The following is a 17,230-nucleotide window of genomic DNA, read 5'->3' as shown; positions in this document are numbered from 1 at the left end:
AGTTTGCAGAAAACCTTTGCAAGCAAATTTGCAAATATACCGATTACGACTGTTCGCGCGCGCAGCATTTCGTTAAATTGTCACAAATCGGCCATTTGCGGGCCGAAACGGGGGGCAAGATGAACGCAATTCTACACGAGGTTGAAGCCCGGCGCGCCGAAGCCAGGCTTGGTGGCGGGCAGGCGCGCATTGATGCGCAACATGCCAAAGGCAAGCTCACGGCGCGCGAACGCATCGAAGTGCTGCTCGATGAGGGCAGTTTTGAAGAATTCGACATGTTCGTCGCCCATCGCTGCACCGATTTCGGCATGGCGCAAAACCGCATTCCCGGTGATGGTGTCATCACGGGCTGGGGCACGGTCAATGGCCGCCAGGTCTATGTTTTCAGCCAGGATTTCACGGTGCTTGGCGGCTCGCTTTCTGAAACCCACGCGCAGAAAATCTGCAAGATCATGGATATGGCAATGCAGAATGGCGCGCCCGTGATCGGCATGAACGACAGCGGCGGTGCGCGTATCCAGGAAGGGGTTGCATCGCTTGCGGGCTATGCCGAGGTGTTTCAGCGCAACATCATGGCCAGCGGCGTGGTGCCGCAGATCAGCCTGATCATGGGGCCATGCGCGGGCGGCGCGGTATATTCGCCGGCAATGACCGACTTTATTTTCATGGTGCGCGATTCCTCCTACATGTTCGTTACCGGCCCCGATGTTGTAAAAACCGTTACGAATGAGGTGGTTACAGCCGAAGAGCTGGGCGGGGCCAAGACGCATACAACCAAATCATCCGTGGCCGATGCGGCCTTTGAGAACGATCTGGAATTGCTGATGGAAACCCGCCGGTTGATCGATTTTCTGCCGCTGAACAACCGCCAGAAGCCGCCCGTTCGCCCGTTCTTTGATGATCCGGGCCGGGTGGATGCCAGCCTGGATACGATGATCCCCGACAATGCCAACACGCCTTATGACATGAAGGAGTTGATCCTGAAACTGGCGGATGAGGGCGATTTTTACGAAATTCAGGGCGCTTTTGCCAAGAATATCATCACCGGATTTGTGCGGCTCGAGGGGCAGACCGTGGGCGTGGTCGCCAACCAGCCGATGGTGCTGGCCGGGTGTCTGGATATTGACAGTAGCCGCAAGGCCGCGCGTTTCGTGCGCTTTTGCGATGCGTTTGAAATTCCGATTCTGACGCTGGTCGATGTGCCCGGCTTTCTGCCCGGCACCAGCCAGGAATATGGCGGGGTTATCAAGCATGGCGCGAAGCTTCTGTTTGCCTATGGCGAGGCGACCGTGCCGAAGGTCACGCTGATCACGCGCAAAGCCTATGGCGGGGCCTATGATGTGATGGCCTCCAAGCATTTGCGCGGCGATTTCAACTATGCCTGGCCCACGGCTGAAATTGCCGTGATGGGGGCCAAGGGCGCTGTGGAAATTCTCTATCGCAGCGAATTGGGCGACGCCGAAAAAATAGCGGCGCGCACCAAGGATTATGAGGCACGCTTTGCCAACCCGTTTGTGGCCGCCGAAAAAGGCTTTATCGACGAGGTGATCATGCCGCATTCCACCCGCCGCCGTGTGGCGCGGGCCTTTGCCAGCCTGCGCGGCAAACAGCAGAAAAACCCGTGGAAGAAGCACGATAACATTCCACTATAAAGGCCTGATAATGCGTATTATTCTTACATTTGTCTTTTTGGCGTTCGCCACGGCGAGCCTTGCGCAAGACATGGCCGTGCCGCCCTTCTATCGAGGTATGGAAAAGACCCAGACGCAGCTTGCCGCCGACCGTGTTCTGATCGAGCGCGCCCTGTCTGCCCATGATGGCGATGCGGTTGCCGCAGGCCAGCGTTGGGCGGGCATGGCCTGGGCGGCAATTGGCGCGGCCAATGCCGAAGACGCCGTGCGCCGTTTCAACCAGGCCTGGCTGATCGACCCCACCAACCCCGGCCTTGCCTATGGGCTGATGATTGCCACCCATCTACGCGGCGATGATGCGGCCGTGGTTGACGGGCTATATGCCGAGGCATTGGCCGCAATGCCAGATGCCGACCGGAAATTCGTGCAGGTCGACTATGCGCAAATTCTTATGCAGCGCGGTGACTTGGCGCGCGCTGTTGAAGTGCTGGACCCCTATAAGACCGAGCCGGAAGCCGCGGCCTTGTTGCGCCATCTCAACCAAATTCAGGAAGGTGCGGGCCAATGATCAAGCATCGTGGTTTTCCGGGGCGGCTGCCGGGGTCGGATTTTCAGTTTACCATACGCCGGGCTGCCAAGGTGGTGACACCGCTCAAGGCGCGCGAGCGGTTCAAACACCGCAAGGGCAAGGACCTGGAGGCAGATCGCTGGTTTCTGGCCTCGCTGATCGATCATTTTGGCGCGGAACCGTTTGAGCGCGGCAATCTGGATGCCGGGCGGCTTTCATGGCTGCTGGGCCGCGAGGTTCTGCCCGCCGATGACCCGTTCGATCCGGCCAGTTACGAGGCGCGGTTGCGCGTTGATCTGGCTGCCGCCGAAGCGGCTTTTCCGGAATTGTTCAAATAGGTTGGCCATGAAAAATCGGCATAATCACGCCCATATGAAAACATTACTAGCAGGACGCAACTTTGCGGCGTATTCTGGGGGCGCAAACCTATTGGGAGACTATCCATGCGTTCAAAATTCATCGTCCTGGCCTTTACCGGCTTGTTTTTGGCCGGCTGCAACACGCTTGGCGAAAGCGCCTTGGCGGGCGCTGGTGTTGGCGCAGTTGGTGCGGCTGCGGTTGGCGGCAACCCGGTTACGGGCGCTGCCATTGGTGCGGTTGGTGGGGCATATTGCTACCAGACCAACAACATCTGCTAGGCAATTTGCGCAGCTGAAGCTGCGCGCATTGTCAATTATCGGGGGTATGGCGCAGCCGCGTCATGCCCCCGTTTTCGTTTCCAAACCCCGGATTTACGGCAATTGCGAGGCTACATGTTCAAGAAAATCCTGATCGCCAATCGTGGTGAAATTGCCTGCCGGGTTATCAAATCGGCGCAGAAACTCGGCATCAAGACCGTGGCCGTTTATTCCGATGCCGACCGCCACGCGCTGCATGTGAAAATGGCGGATGAGGCGGTGCATATCGGCCCGTCCCCCGCCAATCAAAGCTACATCGTGATCGACAAGATCATGGACGCCGTGCGCCAGACTGGGGCGGAGGCGGTGCATCCGGGTTACGGGTTTCTGTCGGAAAACATGAAATTTGCCGAGGCGCTGGAAGCGGCGGGTGTTGCGTTTATCGGCCCGCCTTCGGGCGCTATCGAGGCTATGGGCGACAAGATCACCTCGAAAAAGCTGGCGGCAGAGGCGGGGGTTTCAACCGTGCCGGGCCATATGGGGCTGATCGCCGATGCCGATGAGGCGGTGAAAATAGCTGCCGAAATCGGCTATCCGGTCATGCTGAAAGCCAGCGCCGGCGGTGGCGGCAAGGGGATGCGCATTGCCTGGAATGACCAAGAGGCGCGCGAGGGGTTCCAAAGCTCAAAGAACGAGGCCGCCGCCAGCTTTGGCGATGACCGTATTTTCATCGAGAAATTCGTCACCCAGCCCCGGCATATCGAAATTCAGGTGCTGGGTGACACGCATGGCAATATCCTGTGGCTGAACGAGCGCGAATGCTCGATCCAGCGGCGAAACCAGAAGGTGATTGAAGAAGCCCCAAGCCCGTTTCTGGATGCTGCCACGCGCAAGGCAATGGGCGAGCAGGCCGTCGCGCTGGCGCGGGCGGTGAATTATTGCAGCGCCGGCACGGTAGAGTTCATCGTTGATGGCGCGCGGAATTTCTATTTTCTGGAAATGAACACCCGCTTGCAGGTTGAACACCCTGTGACCGAGCTGATTACCGGCATAGATTTGGTTGAACAGATGATCCGCGTGGCGGCGGGCGAGACGCTGACGCTGACGCAAGACGATATCGGCATCAATGGCTGGGCGATTGAAAGCCGGCTTTACGCAGAAGACCCGTATCGCGGCTTTCTGCCCTCGATCGGGCGGCTGACCCGCTACCGCCCACCCGCCGAAATGGCCAGCGAAAAGCGCGTGGTGCGCAATGATACCGGCGTGTTTGAGGGGGGTGAAATTTCCATGTTCTACGACCCGATGGTCGCCAAGCTTTGCACATGGGCACCCGACCGAACGGCGGCGATTGTGGCCATGCGCGAGGCACTGGACGAGTTCGAGGTTGAAGGCATTGGCCATAACATTCCCTTCCTGTCCGCCGTCATGGACCATGAACGCTTCATGTCGGGCAATATCACCACCGCCTTTATCGAAGAGGAATATCCCGACGGGTTTGAGGGTGCGACCCTGCCCGATGCCACGCTGAAAAGGCTGGCGGCCGCAACGGCCGCCATGCACCGCGTCAGCGAAATTCGCCAGGCGCGGGTTTCGGGGCGGATGAACAACCACGAGCGCCGTGTCGGCACCGACTGGGTCATTTCGCTCGGCGGGCATGATTTCAGCGTCAGCATCCGCGCCGATCATGATGGTTCGGACGTGGAATTTGCCGATGGCGTGCGCCACCGCGTGATGTCGGACTGGACACCGGGGCAAAGCCTGGCCGATTTGCGCATTGATGGCGCGCGGCTTGTGGCCAAGGTCAGCCAGAGCGCGACGGGCTTTAGGCTGCGCCACCGCGGGGCCGATCTGGTGGTGCATGTGCGCACACCACGGATTTTCGAGCTGTCCAGGCATATGCTTGAAAAACAGGCGCCCGACACATCGCGCCTGCTGCTCTGCCCCATGCCAGGGCTGGTCGTTTCCATCGCCGTGGCTGTGGGCGACGAGGTGCAGGATGGTCAGGTGCTATGCACGGTCGAGGCCATGAAAATGGAAAACGTGCTGCGCGCCGAAAAGAAGGGCAAGATTGCCAAAATCAACGCCAAGCCCGGTGAATCGCTGGCCGTTGATGATGTGATCATGGAGTTTGAATGATGCGCTACCGCGGCGCCCCAGCGGCCAATTCGTCAATCCGCGATGGGGTTTTGTCGATATGGCGGGCAATTTCGCGCACGCTAAGCGGCGAAGGGCGGCGCAGAATGACACTGTCATCCTTGTCTATCAGCACAATGGAAAAGCCGCGCGGGCGCAAACGCGTGCGCAATTCGCTGCCCGGCTCCAGGTCGGTAATGACCACCATGTCGCGGTTTTCAAGCGATTCCGGGTCTTCGGCAAGCATGGTCATTTGCTGGGTGAAGCGCGGGTCCAGCGCGCTATCGGCAAAAACCACGATCACGCGGTTTACCCAGGTATATTCATCAAGCGGGCCAGCCTTGGCACCCAGATTGGCCAAACCGGCCAGCACAAGAAAGCAGAACAAAAATACACGGCGCATAGACGATTCCTTTTGTAAGGAAGATAGGCGCTTTGCGCGTAATTGCCATGCCCAAGCGGTAAATATGACGGGAGAATTCGCATGAGCGCATTTGATGACTGGCGCGCATTGGCCCAAAAAGAGCTGCGCGGCAAGGATATTGACAGCCTGACATGGCAAACCCCCGAAGGCATTGCCGTGAAACCGCTTTATACCGCCGAGGATGTTGCGGGGCTGGCGCATATGAACACGATGCCGGGGCTTGCCCCCTTTGTGCGCGGCCCGCGTGCCACAATGTATGCCGGCCGCCCCTGGACCATTCGCCAATATGCCGGGTTTTCAACGGCCGAGGAAAGCAACGCATTCTACCGCCGCAACCTTGCCGCCGGGCAAAAGGGCGTGTCGGTGGCCTTCGATCTGGCCACGCATCGGGGCTATGACAGCGACCATCCGCGCGTTACCGGCGATGTGGGCAAGGCCGGTGTGGCGATTGATAGCGTCGAGGATATGAAGATTTTGTTCGACGGGATTCCGCTGGGCGAAATGTCGGTCTCGATGACGATGAACGGCGCGGTCATTCCCATTCTGGCGAATTACATCGTCGCGGGTGAAGAACAGGGGGTGGCGCGCGCGGCGCTGACCGGCACCATTCAGAACGACATTCTGAAAGAATTCATGGTGCGCAACACCTATATTTACCCGCCCGAGCCGAGCATGAAGATCGTATCGGACATCATCGCCTTTACCGCCGCTGAAATGCCGAAATTCAACTCGATTTCCATTTCCGGCTATCACATGCAGGAAGCGGGCGCGAACCTTGTGCAGGAGCTGGCCTTCACGCTGGCCGATGGCAAGGAATATGTGCAAGCGGCGATTGCGGCGGGCATGGATGTGGATGGCTTTGCCGGGCGGCTTTCCTTCTTCTTTGCCATTGGCATGAATGTGTTCATGGAGGCCGCCAAGCTGCGTGCCGCGCGGCTGTTGTGGCACCGGATCATGGAAGGGTTTGGCGCAAAGAAACCCGGCTCGCTGATGCTGCGCACCCATTGCCAGACATCGGGTGTTAGCCTGCAGGAACAAGACCCCTATAACAACGTTGTGCGCACGGCCTATGAGGCGCTGGCCGCCGCATTGGGGGGCACGCAAAGCCTGCACACCAACGCGTTGGATGAGGCGATTGCCCTGCCGACCGAGTTTTCGGCCCGCATAGCCCGCAACACCCAGCTTATATTGCAGGAAGAAACCGGCATTTGTAACGTGGTCGACCCGCTGGCAGGCAGCTATTACGTTGAAAGCCTGACCGCACAACTGGCCGATGAGGCGTGGAAAATCATTGAAGAGGTCGACGCGCTTGGCGGCATGACCAAGGCCGTGGCCAGCGGAATGCCCAAGCTGCGGATTGAGGAGAGCGCCGCCAAACGGCAGGCGGCGGTCGACCGTGGCGACGAGGTTGTGGTTGGCGTGAACAAATACAGGCCCGCCAAGGCTGACCCGATTGAAATTCTAGATGTGGACAATGTGAAGGTGCGCGACAGCCAGATCGCCCGGCTGAAACATGTGCGCGCCAGCCGCGACAGCGCGGCCTGTGATGCGGCGCTGGCTGCATTGGAGCAGGGCGCACGCACGGGGCAGGGCAACCTGCTGGCGCTGGCGGTTGATGCGGCGCGCACGCGTGCCACAGTGGGGGAGATTTCGGACGCTATGGAAAAAGCATTTGGCCGGCATCGCGCCGAGGTGAAAACGCTGGCGGGCGTATATGGCGCGGCCTATGAGGGCGATGCCGATTTTGCCGCCATCCAGGCCGAGGTTGCCGAGTTTGCTGAAAAGGAAGGCCGCCGCCCGCGCATGTTGGTGGTGAAAATGGGCCAGGATGGCCATGACCGCGGCGCCAAGGTCATTGCCACGGCATTTGCCGATATCGGCTTTGATGTCGATGTCGGCCCGCTGTTTCAAACCCCGGAAGAAGCCGCGCAAGATGCGATTGACAATGATGTGCATATCGTCGGCATTTCCAGCCAGGCGGCGGGGCATAAAACGCTGGCGCCAAAACTGGTGGAAGCCTTGCGCGACAGGGGGGCTGCGAACATCATCGTTATCTGCGGCGGGGTCATCCCCCAGCAGGATTATGCGTTTTTGTATGATGCCGGGATCAAGGCGATATTCGGCCCCGGCACCAATATTCCGGACGCGGCGCGCAATATCATGAAGCTGATCGCGCCGGCGCAATAGGGGGCCGCGCCAGCAGCCCCCAAGCCCGGTTTAGTGGAGCAGCGCCGCCTCGGCATGGTTGATCGTCGGACGCACGGCGGGGCCAAAGCTGAACCCTTCGTGCCGCAGCTCGGGGAAAAGCAACAGCAATTCATCGCGCTGCGCGCGGGCGATACCGCCAAGGCTGGCATCGCCCGGATGAAAGCTTTCGCTGAGCGCCCCGTTCGACCAGACAAGCTCGTGCCGGTCGAACAGCATATGCACATAGGTGACATCGCCGCCCTCGCAGCGGCACACGCCGTGGCCATCGACCATTGCGCTGGCGGGCACCAGAGCCTCGCCCATATCAAACAGCAATTCGATTGCGGACCCCGAAACCAGAACGCGGTGCGATGGCGACAGGCGCAAGGGTTGCGTGTTGCCAATTGTGCCCGCCGCGAACTCGATGGGCGCGAAAGCGCCTGTTGCAGGCACGGTTCGCCGGCCAATCCAGCGCAGGGGTTGGTGGCCGTGGTCGCGGGTTTGCACCAGATCGCCGATTTGCAGGTTTTCCACCGGCACGTCGCCATGTGGCGTTGCAATCAGCGTGCCGGCCACAAAACACCAGGGGTAATCGGGCGGGATGGTTTCAAAGCGGATATTGCTGATTTCAACGCGCTGGTCGCCGGTTGAAAGGTTGTCATAGTCGATGACCAGATAGGCGATCGGGCCGGGGATGATGATTTGCACCGAACCGGCCGCATTGGTCGGTTGCAGGTTATTATTGGCCTGAATGGCCGTAAAATCGCCTGTGGCCGCGTTATAGGCGACGTTGGAGCCAAGGTTGGCATAGGTCACGGCCACCTGATTTCCATAAATATCGTAAGCGCGCACATTGACCTGGTCGCGCCAGCTATCGCGGTCGATATCGGAAATCCAGAAGCTGACATTCTGCGCGCCATCGCCATAAAGCGCGGCATTGCGCGTGTCAAAGTCGAGCCGCAGATCGACAGTGTGGGAATCGCCGCCCGGCGATGCGCCATTGCCCGTGCGCCCGCCATTATCCAGCTCAAGCGCGCTGTTGGTGGGCTGATACACTTGTCTTGCAAATTCGCAACGAGATTATTTGCGCCAATCACGCGTCTGAAATATTGCAACCTTTGGCTGTGCAAGCCACTGGTATGGCACAAAAAAGCCCGCCGGGCGGCGGGCTTTTCAGTATTTGATTTTGGCGCGTCTAAGCCACCAGAACCCGCGCTTCGGCGCTTGAAAGTGTTGGCCGCGCGGCGGGGCCAAACTGGCTGCCAATGCCAAAGAGTTCCGGGAACAGGGCCAGAAGCTCGGCGCGCGACTCACGATCAACGCTGCCAAGGCTGTTTTCAATCGGATGGAAGCTTTCGCTGATAGCGCCATTGGACCAGACAAGCTCGTGCTGATCGAACAGCATGTGGTAATAGGTCACCTCGCCACCTTCGGCGCGGTAAACACGGTCGCCATCAAGCAGCGATCTGGCGGCGACAAGCACTTCAGCCTGTTCGAACAACAGCTCGACCCGCGCGTCCGAAACCAGCACACGATGCGCGCCCGAGACTTTGAGCGTTGTGGTATTGCCCAGAACGCCGGGGGCAAAGCAGACGGGCGCAAATTCACCCTTTGCAGCCACGCTGCGCGAGCCGATCCAGCGCAGCGGCTGGGGGCCGTGATCTTGGGTAAGCACAAGGTCGCCCGCCTTTAGCGATTCGATCGGCACATCGCCATTCGGTGTGGCAATCAGCGTGCCAGCCACAAAGCACCAAGGGTAATCCGGGTCGATCGTGTCAAAAGTAACATTGCCGACTTCAACGCGCTGATCGCCGGTATCAAGGTTATCGTAGTCGATAATCAGATAGGCGATCGGGCCGGGGATGAAGATTTGAACCGCGCCGCTCGCATCGGTCGGGTCCAGGTTTCCGGCGTTGTTGTTTGCTGTAATGTCGCCCGTTGCAGCATTGTAGCTGACATTGGAGCCAATATTCTGAACATTGACGGAAACCGGGTTGCCGTTAATGTCATAGGCACGCACATTGATCTGGTCGCGCCACGCATCCCGGTCGATATCTGATATCCAGAAGCTGACATTCTGCGCACCATCGCCATAGTTGGCGGCATTGTTGGTGTCAAAATCGAGGCGAAGCGAAACAGTATTGGAATCACCGCCCGGCGATGAACCGGTATGAGTGCGGCCAGCATTGTCAAGTTCAAGCGCAGAATTGGCAGTGCCTCCCGAATAGTTTCCATCGGTCCGGACTTCACCCGAGTCAATTGCACTTTCTTCGTTGTGAGTGTTATTCGGGCCCTGCGGATTATGGATTTGGCTTCCTATGTCATCCGGTCCGGTAACACCGTCCTCGATAAGCGTGGCACGGACAGTCATCAGCCCGGTGTCGTGGTTGACGCCAGTAAAATCGGCGGCCTGCGATCCCGAGCCACCAAAATTTGTCCAAGTAAGGGTTTGTGTTGGCAATTTCATACTCCTTCAACGCTGAACAGTCTCAGTCTTCGGTGGTCGAGTTAAAATTTACCCAAGAAGACGGACACCAACGAAAATATAGTTAACAACGGCCTAATTTCGGCCTTGGCTGATTTGGTAATCAACTCACATTCAAATTGCAATAAATTTAGGCCGAATTAGGGCGGGTGAGGGCGATTGGCTGCTGAAAACGCGCAAGAAGGTTAACGGGATTCAACCCCGCGTTGAGGATCGCCCGAGGCCGTAGCGCCAATTACGGTAGATGCGGCGAATCAAGCCCGGATGCGATTGCGCCTTTCGCGCTATCCTGTGATGTATATGCTTGCATCAAAGACCTAACCAACGACCGGGGACAGTATGAACGACAAAGCGAAGGAACAGGCACGGCAGGCGGCACTGGATTATCATGCGCTGCCAAAGCCCGGAAAGCTGGAAATTCGTGCCACCAAACCGCTGGCCAATGGCCGCGACCTGAGCCGCGCCTATTCCCCAGGCGTGGCCGAAGCCTGCCTTGAAATCAAGGCCGATGCGACAACGGCCGAGAAATACACATCGCGCGGCAATCTGGTGGCTGTGGTCAGCAATGGCACCGCGGTGCTGGGGCTTGGCAATATCGGGGCGCTGGCCTCCAAGCCGGTGATGGAGGGCAAGGCGGTTCTGTTCAAGAAATTCGCCAATATCGATTGTTTCGATATCGAGGTAAACGAAAGCGACCCCAAAAAACTGGCCGATATTGTGACCGCGCTGGAGCCGACCTTTGGGGCGATCAACCTTGAGGACATCAAGGCACCCGATTGTTTTATCGTCGAAAAACTCTGCCGTGAACGCATGAATATTCCGGTGTTCCATGATGACCAGCACGGCACGGCTATTGTTGTGGGGGCGGCGGCCACCAATGCGTTGCATTGTGCAAGTAAGTCATTCGAAGACATCAAGGTTGTGTCTACCGGCGGCGGGGCGGCAGGAATTGCCTGTCTCAACATGCTGGTGAAACTGGGTGTGAAGCGCGAAAACATCTGGTTATGCGACATAGCCGGGCTGGTTTATGAGGGCCGCCCCGATGAGATGACCCCGCAAAAAGCCGAGTTCGCGCAAGCCAGCGATTTGCGCAATCTGGACGAGGTGATAGCCGGGGCCGATCTGTTTCTGGGCCTGTCCGGCCCCGGTGTGCTGACGCGCGATATGGTGGCGAAAATGGCTGCCAGGCCGATCATCTTTGCGCTGGCCAACCCGACGCCGGAAATCATGCCGGAAGAGGCGCGCGAGGTCGCGCCCGATGCGATTATCGCAACCGGGCGCAGCGATTATCCCAATCAGGTCAACAATGTGCTGTGCTTTCCCTTCATCTTTCGCGGTGCGCTGGATGTGGGGGCAACCACCATCAATGATGACATGGAAATCGGCTGTGTGAATGCCATTGCCAAGCTGGCGCGCGCGCATTCCAGCGCCGAGGCCGCCGCCGCCTATCAGGGTGAAGACCTGATTTTCGGCCCCGATTACCTGATTCCGAAACCGTTCGACCCGCGGCTTTTGGCGATTGTCGCCAGCGCGGTGGCCAAGGCGGCAATGGAGTCCGGCGTGGCCCGCCGCCCGCTGCCCGACCTGAACGCCTATCGCGCGCGGCTCGATGGGTCGGTCTATCGCTCGGCGCTGATCATGCGGCCGGTGTTTGAAGCGGCGCGTGCCTCTCTGCGTCGGATCGTGTTCACCGAGGGCGAGGATGAGCGCGTGCTGCGCGCCGCCCATGCGATGATCGAGGAAACCCATGATGCGCCCATTCTTATTGGTCGCCCGGAGGTTGTGGCGCAGCGGATCGAGAAATGCGGGCTGGGCATGGTTGCGGGCCGCGATTTCGAGCTTGTGAACCCCGAAAACGACCCGCGCTACCGCGACTATTGGGGCACCTACCATGCCTGTATGGCGCGGCGCGGGGTCACGCCCGACCTTGCCAAGGCCATTATGCGCACCAATTCCACGGCAATCGGCGCGGTCATGGTCAGGCGCGACGAGGCCGATAGCATGATCTGCGGCACCTTCGGGCAGTATTTGTGGCACCTGAATTATATCAGCCAGGTGATCGGATCTGACAAGCTGCACCCGATTGGCGCGCTGTCGCTGCTGATCCACGAAAAGGGGCCGATCTTTGTGGGCGATACACAGGTTTCGCCCGAGCCGACCCCGCAGCAGATTGTGGAGAACGTCATCGGGGCCGCCCGGCATGTGCGCCGCTTCGGGGTGACGCCACGCATCGCGCTGTGTTCGCATTCGCAATTCGGCAACCTGGAAACCGAAAGCGGGCGGCGGATGCGCGCAGCGATAGAATTGCTCGACGCGGTGCCGCGCGATTTCGCCTATGAGGGGGAAATGCATGTTGATGCCGCGCTCGATGCGGAACTGCGCGCCCGTATCCTGCCCGAAAGCCGGTTCGAAGGCGCGGCCAATGTGCTGATTTTTGCCAATACCGATGCGGCCAGCGGTGTGCGCAACACCATGAAAATGCTGGGCGGCAGCCTGGAGGTCGGCCCGATTCTGATGGGCATGGGCAACAAGGCGCATATCGTCACGCCCTCCATCACCGCGCGCGGCCTGCTGAACATTGCCGCACTGGCCGGCACGCCGGTGCAAACCTATGGCTAAGGCGGAATGCCGCATGGAAATGGTGTAAAAGCTGGGGCATAAATGGCTGTAACGGGCAGGCGCACTGACCCTCCCGATACAAGAACACCGGCCAAGCCGGGCAATTTCATCCCCGAGGGAAAGTGGTTACACTGTGGCCGTGCTGGCCGCGCATTGGGGAGTGGAATTGATGAGCTATCGTGATGTTTATGCCGCCTGGCAGGCAGATCCGGAAGCCTTTTGGATGGAACAGGCCAAGGCGGTGGACTGGATAAAGCCGCCCAGCCACGCGCTTGATGATGCCCGCGCGCCGTTTTATGACTGGTATGCCGATGGCATTCTCAACACCTGTTACAACGCGCTCGACCGGCATGTTGAAGCCGGGCGCGGCGATCAGGCCGCCATCATCTATGACAGCCCGATCACCGGCGCGAAGGCCACGCTCAGCTATGCGGAACTGACCGAGAAAACCGCGCGGCTGGCGGGTGCGCTTGCCGCCAGGGGCGTGGGCAAGGGCGACCGCGTGATCATCTACATGCCGATGGTGCCCGAGGCGCTGATGGCCATGCTGGCCTGCGCCCGCCTTGGCGCGGTGCATTCCGTGGTGTTTGGCGGTTTTGCCGCGCATGAGCTTGCCGTGCGCATCAATGATGCCACACCCAAGGCGATTGTCGCCGCATCTTGCGGAATAGAGCCGGGCAGGGTGATTGCCTATAAACCGCTGGTCGATGCGGCGATTGCGCAATCAAGCCACAAGCCCGATTTCACGCTGATCTTGCAGCGCGACCAGCAGCGCGCCGAGCTGCGCGATGGTTATGATTTTGACTGGCACGAGGCGCAAACAGGCGTTGCCCCTGCGCCCTGCACCCCGGTTGGCGGGATGGACCCGCTCTACATTCTCTATACTTCCGGCACCACCGGCCAACCCAAGGGGGTTTTGCGGCCCAATGGCGGCCATGCGGTGTCGCTTCTCTGGACGATGACCAACATCTACAACGTCGCGCCGGGCGAGGTGTTCTGGGCGGCCTCGGATGTGGGCTGGGTCGTGGGCCACAGCTATATCTGCTACGCACCGCTGCTGCTGGGCGCAACGACCGTGGTGTTCGAGGGCAAGCCTGTCGGCACCCCCGATGCGGGCACATTCTGGCGGGTGATTGCCGAACATGGCGTGGTGAGCTTTTTCACCGCCCCCACGGCCTTTCGTGCCATCAAGCGTGAAGACCCGGAGGGCAGGCTGGTTGACGGGTATGATCTGTCAAGGCTGCGCGCGCTGTTTTTGGCGGGCGAACGCGCCGACCCCGATACGATCATCTGGACCCAGAAACAGCTTGGCGTGCCGGTGATCGACCATTGGTGGCAGACCGAAACCGGATTTTCCATTGTCGCCAACCCGCTGGGAATAGAGGAACTGCCCGTCAAGCTAGGCTCGCCCACCGTGGCCATGCCGGGTTATGATGTGCAAATTCTGGATGAAGGCGGCAACCCCGTCGCCCCCGGCACGCTTGGTGCGATTGCCATTAAACTGCCCTTGCCGCCGGGCACATTGCCAAGCCTTTGGAACGCCGATGAACGCTTCAAAAAGGCCTATCTGACAACCTTTCCCGGCTATTATGAAACCGGCGATGCGGGAATGATCGACGATGATGGCTATCTCTACATCATGGCCCGCACCGATGATGTGATAAACGTGGCCGGCCACAGGCTTTCGACCGGCGCAATGGAAGAGGTGCTGGCAGGCCACAAGGATGTGGCGGAATGCGCGGTGGTTGGTGTGGAAGACGCGCTGAAAGGCCAGTTGCCGCTGGCCTTCCTGTGCCTCAACAAAGGCTGCGCAAAACCCGAAGCCGAGATCGTGGCGGAATGCGTGGCGCTCGTGCGCAACCAGATCGGCCCGGTTGCCGCCTTCAAGCTCGGCTGCGTGGTCGACCGGCTGCCAAAAACCCGCTCGGGCAAGATATTGCGCGCAACGATGGCAAAAATCGCCGATGGGGCCGATTGGAAGATGCCGGCAACCATTGATGACCCGGCCATCCTCGATGAAATTCGTATCGCTTTGCAAAACCTCGGCTATGCCAAACAGGTAGCCCCGAATTGATTTCCGGGCCAAAATAGAAATAATTTTAGCTTTCCGGGGCGGATTTTAGCCGTAAAATCAGCGAGTTCGGTTAAGACTCCAGCAATATTTCGGTTGGTAAAATTGTGAAATGCAAATTACACTGCATTTAATTCGCAAAACGCAAAAAAACCTTAGGTTGAGTTTGCAGAATGCGAAACGGGCGGTGTTTGCGCCATTAAACAGCACGGCCCGATTTTTGCAGGATGAAGGGTAAGACTAACATAGGATGGTTCGCATATGTCGCTTTCACCCCGCCCCCTGTTTTCGGCCCTGTTGCTGCTTGGCGGCTTCACCCCGATGGCCGCCCTTGCCCAAATGCCGGCCGACACGCCCTGTATTGCCGGCCAGACCGTGCAGACCAGCGAAGGCAGCAGCACCACGAGCGATGTCCATTCAAGCGAGGTGCTGATCACGCTTGTTGGTCGTGACGGCACGACAACCGAGCTGAGCGAGGCTGCGTATTTTGCCCTGCCACAATATGCGATTGCCACCGAGAACGAATATCTGGAAGGTATGAACTGCTATCAGGGCCCGTTGGGCCGTGATGTTGTTGCGCTGCTGGGCCTCATGCCGGATGACACGATCACCCTGACCGCGATGAACGATTATCAGGTCGAAATACCCTATGCGCATCTGGCCGAATATGATGTGATTTTTGCAACCGCCGTAAATGGTGAACGCCTGTCCTTGCGCGACAAGGGCCCGATCTGGGTTGTCTATCCGCAAAGCGATAATGCAATCCTGCAAGATACGGTATATGGTACATATATGATATGGCAATTGATCAGGGTGGAATTGGACTAAGTGAAAGCGGCGCAACGCTTTAGTTTTATTGTTGGCACGCTTCTTTTCATTACGCTGATTGGCCTGGTATTCTTCGGGTATCAGGCTATTCAGCGCAATGTGGTAGCGTTGCAAACGGCTGGGCAGGAAGATATTTCCTGGTCGACCAGCCAGTTGGAGCTGGAGCTGGCGCGCTTTCGCAGCGAGCTTCGCGCGCTGCGTTCAACCGAAATGACGGGCGCAGAAAGCGCAGCCAATCTGAACAACCGCTTTGATATTTTATGGAGCCGCGTTGCGATTTTTCAGCGGGGCCGCATTGGCGAACGTTTGCTGGATTATGACGCTGAAAACCAGATTGTAAGCCGGTTCTTTGCCACGATGCAGGCCTTCGAGACGCAGATCGTCATGCTCCAGCCTGGCGATGATACGACAATCGAAGCGATCGACCGCGCTTTTGCGCCATTTGGCGATGCGTTGCGCGAGCTGTCGCGCATCGTCACCCAGGGCGAGCAGAAAAATCTTGCGGAAATTCGCGCCCAGCTTGGGGTTGGCGTGCGCAATACCGCGTTCCTGCTGGGGGCCGCAACCGCGGTGCTGCTGCTGGCGCTGGTCATCAACTGGATGTCATTGCGCAGGTTCCGCCGTCTGGCCAAACATAATTTGCAACTGGCGCGCGAAGCCGAGCAGGCGAGCCGCGCCAAGTCGCAATTCCTGACGATGATGAGCCACGAACTGCGCACCCCGATGAACGGGGTTCTGGGGCTGCTGGCCATTGCCCGCCAGCAAGATCTGCCCGGCAAGCTGAACCGCACGCTTGGCATGGCCGAGCGTTCCGCGCGGCGGATGATTGGCCTGCTGACCGATATACTCGATTTTTCGGCCCTGCAGGCCCGTGCCCTGCCGATAGAGCGCAAACAATTCAGCTTGCGGATGCTGGCCAACGGGCTTGCACGGGCGATTGATGAAAGCCGCGGGCGGCTGGATATCGAGGTGGTTGAAAGCGCGCCCGACCAGTTGCTTGGCGATGTGCGCCGCCTGCACCAGATTTTTGAGCATCTGTGCAATTATCTGCTGGAAACCGCCGGTGTTGACCATTTGACCGTGCGTTTTGACCATTCCGACGGCCTTATGCACGGCGAGATCGTGTTTTCCTACCGGCAGGGCGGGGGTGACAGTTGGCGCCCGATTTTCCTGGAAGACGCCGCGCCGCAAGACGACACCAATTTTGCCGCCGGGGCCGTTGGGCCCACACTGGCGCGCGGGCTTTGCGCGCAGATGGGCGGAAAGATCGAGGTGCATCAGCAAGACGATGGCGGCACAAGGCTTGCCTTGCTGATTCCCATGAACACCACCAATGCCGCCCCGTTCAATGTGCGCATGAATCTGCAATCGGGCGCGGTGCGTGCCATTTGCGAAACCGTGCTGCGGGACGAAAGTATTCTGGTCACGGACGATGACGAAAAAGCGCCCCCAAAGCTGATCCTGTTTGAACCGACCGGCCAGGACGAGACGAAAACAGCAACAGAATTGCGCAATACCTACCCGAAAGTGCCGATCATCTCAATCGGGCGTGTTGCCGATAAATCTCTTTATGATCAGTGCCTTGATCTGCCGCTTGATCTTTCGGCCCTGCGTGCCGCGCTTCAAAAATTCCGAAATGCCGCATAAAAGCTGCGCTTTTCAAAAAA

Annotated in this window: 13 protein-coding genes; 10 read left to right on the top strand and 3 right to left on the bottom strand. The window is 58.9% G+C overall.

Features of this window, described 5'->3' with window-relative positions:
- The first annotated feature begins 119 nt into the window (after nucleotides 1-119).
- The 5 genes from LGT41_RS13720 to LGT41_RS13700 all read left to right on the top strand — a co-directional run bounded on the left by LGT41_RS13720 (nucleotide 120) and on the right by LGT41_RS13700 (nucleotide 4,952).
- Nucleotides 120-1,652, top strand: coding sequence for an acyl-CoA carboxylase subunit beta (locus LGT41_RS13720; protein WP_274127474.1), 1,533 nt, complete (start codon nucleotides 120-122; stop codon nucleotides 1,650-1,652).
- A gap of 10 nt (nucleotides 1,653-1,662) precedes the next feature.
- The gene (locus tag LGT41_RS13715; protein ID WP_274127473.1) at nucleotides 1,663-2,199 is read left to right on the top strand and encodes a hypothetical protein; all 537 of its coding nucleotides are present in this window, start codon (nucleotides 1,663-1,665) and stop codon (nucleotides 2,197-2,199) included.
- Nucleotides 2,196-2,537 carry a hypothetical protein gene (locus LGT41_RS13710; protein WP_274127472.1) on the top strand — a complete coding sequence of 114 codons (342 nt, stop codon included), beginning with the start codon at nucleotides 2,196-2,198 and terminating at the stop codon, nucleotides 2,535-2,537. The genes LGT41_RS13715 and LGT41_RS13710 overlap by 4 nt, the downstream gene beginning before the upstream one ends.
- A gap of 105 nt (nucleotides 2,538-2,642) precedes the next feature.
- Nucleotides 2,643-2,837, top strand: a complete 195-nt coding sequence (locus LGT41_RS13705; protein WP_274127471.1) for a hypothetical protein — start codon at nucleotides 2,643-2,645, stop codon at nucleotides 2,835-2,837.
- Nucleotides 2,838-2,951: 114 nt separating this feature from the next.
- On the top strand, nucleotides 2,952-4,952 hold the full coding sequence (locus LGT41_RS13700) for an acetyl-CoA carboxylase biotin carboxylase subunit (RefSeq protein ID WP_274127470.1): 2,001 nt from the start codon (nucleotides 2,952-2,954) through the stop codon (nucleotides 4,950-4,952).
- A 4-nt stretch (nucleotides 4,953-4,956) separates the two neighbouring features.
- Here the strand turns inward: LGT41_RS13700 and LGT41_RS13695 are convergent, their stop codons facing one another.
- Entirely contained in the window at nucleotides 4,957-5,352 is a 396-nt protein-coding gene (locus tag LGT41_RS13695; protein ID WP_274127469.1) for a DUF4174 domain-containing protein, read from the bottom strand.
- Between the two features lie 81 nt (nucleotides 5,353-5,433).
- Between LGT41_RS13695 and scpA the strand changes: the two genes are divergently transcribed.
- The gene (scpA, locus tag LGT41_RS13690; RefSeq protein ID WP_274127468.1) at nucleotides 5,434-7,560 is read left to right on the top strand and encodes a methylmalonyl-CoA mutase; all 2,127 of its coding nucleotides are present in this window, start codon (nucleotides 5,434-5,436) and stop codon (nucleotides 7,558-7,560) included.
- Nucleotides 7,561-7,590: 30 nt separating this feature from the next.
- On the opposite strand, the gene LGT41_RS13685 is transcribed toward scpA, so the two are convergent.
- Complete coding sequence (locus LGT41_RS13685) at nucleotides 7,591-8,616, bottom strand: Hint domain-containing protein (protein WP_274127467.1); 1,026 nt, start codon at nucleotides 8,614-8,616, stop codon at nucleotides 7,591-7,593.
- A 139-nt stretch (nucleotides 8,617-8,755) separates the two neighbouring features.
- Complete coding sequence (locus tag LGT41_RS13680; protein WP_274127466.1) at nucleotides 8,756-9,931, bottom strand: Hint domain-containing protein; 1,176 nt, start codon at nucleotides 9,929-9,931, stop codon at nucleotides 8,756-8,758.
- A gap of 453 nt (nucleotides 9,932-10,384) precedes the next feature.
- Here LGT41_RS13680 and LGT41_RS13675 point away from each other — a divergent pair, with 453 nt between their 5' ends.
- The 4 genes from LGT41_RS13675 to LGT41_RS13660 all read left to right on the top strand — a co-directional run bounded on the left by LGT41_RS13675 (nucleotide 10,385) and on the right by LGT41_RS13660 (nucleotide 17,210).
- A complete protein-coding gene (locus tag LGT41_RS13675; RefSeq protein ID WP_274127465.1) occupies nucleotides 10,385-12,664 on the top strand; it encodes an NADP-dependent malic enzyme in 2,280 nt (759 codons plus the stop codon).
- Between the two features lie 169 nt (nucleotides 12,665-12,833).
- A complete protein-coding gene (locus LGT41_RS13670; protein ID WP_274127464.1) occupies nucleotides 12,834-14,738 on the top strand; it encodes a propionyl-CoA synthetase in 1,905 nt (634 codons plus the stop codon).
- A 258-nt stretch (nucleotides 14,739-14,996) separates the two neighbouring features.
- Nucleotides 14,997-15,563, top strand: coding sequence for a putative pterin-binding protein (locus LGT41_RS13665; protein WP_274127463.1), 567 nt, complete (start codon nucleotides 14,997-14,999; stop codon nucleotides 15,561-15,563).
- A 99-nt stretch (nucleotides 15,564-15,662) separates the two neighbouring features.
- A complete protein-coding gene (locus LGT41_RS13660; RefSeq protein ID WP_274127462.1) occupies nucleotides 15,663-17,210 on the top strand; it encodes a sensor histidine kinase in 1,548 nt (515 codons plus the stop codon).
- Nucleotides 17,211-17,230: the final 20 nt, after the last annotated feature.

Source organism: Abyssibius alkaniclasticus (assembly GCF_020447305.1).
In the GTDB taxonomy this organism is placed as follows: domain Bacteria; phylum Pseudomonadota; class Alphaproteobacteria; order Rhodobacterales; family Rhodobacteraceae; genus Abyssibius; species Abyssibius alkaniclasticus.
This window is presented reverse-complemented; position numbering and strand designations above follow the sequence as displayed.

Coding starts and splice junctions, on each gene's coding strand:
- LGT41_RS13720 (WP_274127474.1), top strand. CDS start 120: ATGAACGCAATTCTACACGAGGTTGAAGCCCGGCGCGCCGAAGCCAGG.
- LGT41_RS13715 (WP_274127473.1), top strand. CDS start 1,663: ATGCGTATTATTCTTACATTTGTCTTTTTGGCGTTCGCCACGGCGAGC.
- LGT41_RS13710 (WP_274127472.1), top strand. CDS start 2,196: ATGATCAAGCATCGTGGTTTTCCGGGGCGGCTGCCGGGGTCGGATTTT.
- LGT41_RS13705 (WP_274127471.1), top strand. CDS start 2,643: ATGCGTTCAAAATTCATCGTCCTGGCCTTTACCGGCTTGTTTTTGGCC.
- LGT41_RS13700 (WP_274127470.1), top strand. CDS start 2,952: ATGTTCAAGAAAATCCTGATCGCCAATCGTGGTGAAATTGCCTGCCGG.
- LGT41_RS13695 (WP_274127469.1), bottom strand. CDS start 5,352: ATGCGCCGTGTATTTTTGTTCTGCTTTCTTGTGCTGGCCGGTTTGGCC.
- scpA (WP_274127468.1), top strand. CDS start 5,434: ATGAGCGCATTTGATGACTGGCGCGCATTGGCCCAAAAAGAGCTGCGC.
- LGT41_RS13680 (WP_274127466.1), bottom strand. CDS start 9,931: ATGACTGTCCGTGCCACGCTTATCGAGGACGGTGTTACCGGACCGGAT.
- LGT41_RS13675 (WP_274127465.1), top strand. CDS start 10,385: ATGAACGACAAAGCGAAGGAACAGGCACGGCAGGCGGCACTGGATTAT.
- LGT41_RS13670 (WP_274127464.1), top strand. CDS start 12,834: ATGAGCTATCGTGATGTTTATGCCGCCTGGCAGGCAGATCCGGAAGCC.
- LGT41_RS13665 (WP_274127463.1), top strand. CDS start 14,997: ATGTCGCTTTCACCCCGCCCCCTGTTTTCGGCCCTGTTGCTGCTTGGC.